Origin of the sequence: Prosthecobacter sp., assembly GCF_044373815.1 — a bacterium.
Lineage (GTDB): Bacteria > Verrucomicrobiota > Verrucomicrobiia > Verrucomicrobiales > Verrucomicrobiaceae > Prosthecobacter.
The window spans coordinates 1-4,144 of record NZ_JBIPNG010000540.1; the positions used below are offsets into that span (position 1 = coordinate 1).

The following is a 4,144-nucleotide window of genomic DNA, read 5'->3' on the forward strand; positions in this document are numbered from 1 at the left end:
TCGGTGTAGATCCAGCCCTCACTGCCGATGAACCGGGTGCCCCACTTGGTCTTGTCGTCCGTGCTGGTCATGACCACGCGTACACCATTGTTGTACTGATACTCGATGCGGAAGCTCTCGGCGGCGTCGTAGATGCCCTTGTCGCGGCGCTTCACCTCGGTGGCGCTGACTTCGGTGGGCGTTGTTTCGTCCATGCCGGCACCCCATTGGGCCACGTCCAGGAAGTGGGCGCCCCAGTCGGTGATGTAGCCCGGGGCGTAGGCTTCGATCCAGCGGAAGTTGAAATGACAGCGTGCCGCCGTGTACGGCTGCTCGGCGGCAGGGCCCAGCCACATGGCGTAATCCAAATGGGCAGGCACGGCCTCAGGGGCCTCCAGTCCGGTGTAGCCGCCACGGATGGCAAACTTCCCCGGCACGCCGATCTCGATTTCCTTGAGCTGGCCGATGTAGCCGTTCCGCACGCGCTCGCAGGCCATGCGCACCTTCAGGCCGGAGCGCCGCCAGGTGCCGCACTGCAGCACCCGCTTGTTCTCCTCCACCGCCCGGCAGATGGCGCGGCCTTCGGTGATGCTGGCCCCGAGGGGCTTCTCTGAATACAGATCCTTCCCCGCCTTCGCCGCAGCGATGGCCACATTGGAGTGCCAGTGATCAGGCGTGGCGTTCATCACGGCGTCCACATCGCTGCGCGCCAGCACCTCGCGGAAGTCTTTGAAGATCGCTCCCTCAGGCAGTCCGGCCAGCTTCGCGGCAGCGGCGGCGTGCTGGGAGTCCACATCGCAGATGGCCACCACCTGCACACGTTCATCCGCCATCAGCGCCCGCAGGTTGCTCGTGCCCTGCCCGCCCACACCGATGCAGGCGAGGCGTACTTTCTCATTCGGAGAGACGGCTCCCGCCCGGCCAAGCGTGGCGGCGGAGACAATGAAAGGAACGGCGGTGCTAAGAAATTGACGACGATTTGGAGTAGCAGGCGTGTGCATGGGAAAGAAACGCACATTGGTTCCGATATTCATCACGCTACCTCTCATGGACACCTCCCACCTTCCCAGCCGTCGTGACTTTCTGCAAACCACCGGTCTGGGCCTGATGAGCCTGCCAGTACTCCAATCCTTCTTCGGCAGCACAGGTACCGCCCTGGCTCAAACGGCCGCAAAGGCAGCCACAGTTCCAGCGTCCGCCGTTCCCGCTTTGAACCGCTTCCCCCGCATGATGCAGGACTGGCTGGTGGCCGAGGTGCGCGCCGCCGAGCAGCGTGGCAATGCACGCCGCGAAGCCCTCAAAACCAAGGCGGATGCCGAGGCCTACGTGAAGTCGGTGCAGGAGCGCATTCGTCAGTGCTTCGGCCCGCTGCCGGAAAAAACACCTCTCAATGCGAAGGTCACGAAGACCTTGGAGCGCGATGGCTACCGCATTGAAAACATCGTCTTTGAAAGCCGCCCCGGCTATTTGGTCACGGGAAATCTTTACCTGCCCACGAATCGCAAGGGCAAAGTCCCCGGCGTGATCGGCGTCTGCGGCCACTCGCTCAATGGCAAGGCGGCGGAGGCTTACCAGAGCTTTGCGCAGGGCCTCGCCCGGCAGGGGCAGGTCTGCTTCCTCATCGATCCCGTCGGCCAGGGCGAGCGCTTCCAGTATTTGAATGAGAAACTCGGCTCCCGCCTCGGCGGTGGCACCACGGAGCACAATCAGATGGGCGCACCGCAGACGCTCGTCGGCGAGTTTCTCGGCACCTGGTTCGCGTGGGATGGGATTCGTGCGCTGGACTATCTGCTCACGCGGCCGGAGATCGACCCGCAGCATCTCGGCATCACCGGCAACTCCGGCGGCGGCACGCAGACGACCTGGCTCTGCGGTCTGGAGCCACGCTTCACCATGGGCGCGCCCTCCTGCTTCATCACCACCTTTCGCCGTGATGCCGAAAACGAACTCCCCCAGGACATGGAGCAGTGCCCGCCGCGTGTGCTCGCAAACGATCTCGATCACTGCGACTTCCTCGCCGCCATGGCGCCGAAGCCGGTCATCATCCTGGCGCAGGAGAAGGACTTCTTCGACAATCGCGGCTCCACGGAATCCTACGAACGGCTGAAGAAACTCTACACGCTCCTCGGCAAGCCGGAGAACATCCAGCTCCACATCGGCCCTGATCCACACGGCTACACGCAGTCCAACCGCGAGGCGATGTATCGCTTCTTTGGCAAAGCCACCGGCATTCCCGCCGCAGCCGCCGAACCGGCGATGACGATCGAGAAAGACGCAGACCTGCTCTGCACGCCCAAGGGGCAGGTGGCCGAGTCTGGCTCTCGCACGCTGATGAGTTTCACGCGTGAGAAAGCGGACGATCTGGCTGCCAAGCGCAAGACACTGAGCGGCGCAGCTTTGCAGAAAGCCGTGCGTGAAGTGTTGAAGCTGCCTGCACTCGCGGATGCACCACCCGACTACCGCATCCTGCGCAGCGTGGGCTCACGCAAGTATCCCACCAAAGGCTACTGCACCTATGCCGTGGAGACGGAGCCGATGATTCACGCGCTGGTCACACGTTTGAGCGCTGAAGCCCTCACCTCGCGCCTGCCACGCGGACAGAGCAAGGCCGTGCTGTACATCTCCCACCGCTCGGCCGATGCCGAACTGCGCAGCGATTCCTTCGTGCAGGAACTCATCGCCTCCGCACCCGACGCCGCTTTCTTTGCCTGCGATGTGCGCGGCATTGGCGACTCCCAGCCCGACACCTGCGGCGCAAATCAATTCCTCGGCCTCTACGGCAGCCATTACTTCTACGCCGCCTACAGTCAGATGCTCGACCGCCCGCTGCTGGGCCAGCGCGCCTTCGATGTACTGCGCGTGATCCAGCTTCTCGTTGCAGCGGGACACACGGAGATTTACCTCGCCGGTCAGGGCTGGGGCGCTGTGCCTGCCGCCTTGGCCGCAGTGCTCAGCCCTGGCGTGAAGCAGGTCACGCTGAAACATGCGCTCACCTCCTTCCATGATCTCGCTTCTCACGAGGACCAGCAGTGGCCCACGGCCTTCATGCTGCCGCAGGTATTGCAGATTTTTGATTTACCTGCCTGCTATCAGGCGCTTCAGAAGCAGAACCTCCAGCTCATCGAGCCCTGGTCCGCCGCCGACGGCATGAAGTGAATCTTTACCCACAACGCGCACACCATGCAATCCTCCCTCAAGATCAAGCTCTCCCTGTTCATGTTCCTCCAGTACTTCATCTGGAGCAGTTGGTACATGACGCTGGGCAGCTACCTCGGCACCCTGGGCTTCACCGGCACCGAGATCGGCGCGACCTACGGCGCGTTTGCGTGGGGTGCCATCCTCTCGCCCTTCATCGTGGGGTTGATCGCCGACCGCTTCTTTGCCTCGGAGAAAATCATCGCCGTGCTCGGCATCGCCGGGGGCTTGGTGATGTTCTACGTCCCGCAGTTGAAGACCTTTGGCAGCGTCTATCCCACGCTCATCCTCTACTGCACGCTCTACGCGCCCACGCTGGCTCTTGGCAATTCCATCTCCATGACCCATCTGGCAGACGCGAAGAAGGACTTCCCCTTCGTGAAGATCTTCTCCGCCTTGGGTTGGATCGCCGGGGGCGTGGTGCTCAGCCAGTTGAAGGGCGAGCAGTCATCGCTGCAATACTACCTCGCAGGCGGCACCTCGCTGGTGTTTGGCCTGTTTGCCCTGACGCTGCCGCACACCCCGCCGAGGAAGAAAGGCCAGAACGTGCCTCTGAGCGAAGTCCTCGGCCTGGATGCGCTGGCGCTGCTGAAGAAGCCCACCTTTGCCATCTTCATCCTGTGCATGTTCCTCATCTGCATCCCGCTGTACTTCTACTTCGTGAACATGGGCACCTACCTCACGCAGTTGAAGTGGACTGACATGGCGCAGAAGATGACCCTGGCTCAGGTCTCCGACATCGTCTTCCTGCTGCTGCTGCCGCTGATGCTCAAAAAGCTCGGCTACAAGAAGACCATCTTCCTCGGCATCCTGTCCTGGGCCGTGCGCTACTTCATGCTCAGCGCCAGTGCTGACAGCACCGGCACCGTGCTCATCTTCGGGGCCATCCTCCTGCACGGCGTCTGCTACGATTTCCTCTTCATCGCCGGACAGCTCTACGTGGACAGCGAAGCTAACGAACGCATTCGCG

3 protein-coding genes are annotated in these 4,144 nt (G+C 62.4%); 2 read left to right on the top strand and 1 reads right to left on the bottom strand.

What is annotated here, in order from left to right; all coding sequences use genetic code 11:
• On the bottom strand, positions 1 to 1,013 hold a 1,013-nt coding region (locus ACIREA_RS27790), incomplete at its 3' end, for a Gfo/Idh/MocA family protein (RefSeq protein WP_397385578.1).
• A gap of 13 nt (positions 1,014 to 1,026) precedes the next feature.
• Between ACIREA_RS27790 and ACIREA_RS27795 the strand changes: the two genes are divergently transcribed.
• Positions 1,027 to 3,135, top strand: coding sequence for an alpha/beta hydrolase family protein (locus ACIREA_RS27795; protein WP_397385579.1), 2,109 nt, complete (start codon positions 1,027 to 1,029; stop codon positions 3,133 to 3,135).
• Between the two features lie 24 nt (positions 3,136 to 3,159).
• Positions 3,160 to 4,144 (top strand): MFS transporter (locus ACIREA_RS27800; protein ID WP_397385580.1); only part of this gene is annotated, 985 nt, incomplete at its 3' end.

Excerpts from the sequence above, each read along its gene's own strand:
- ACIREA_RS27795 (WP_397385579.1), top strand. The coding sequence starts at position 1,027 with ATGGACACCTCCCACCTTCCCAGCCGTCGTGACTTTCTGCAAACCACC.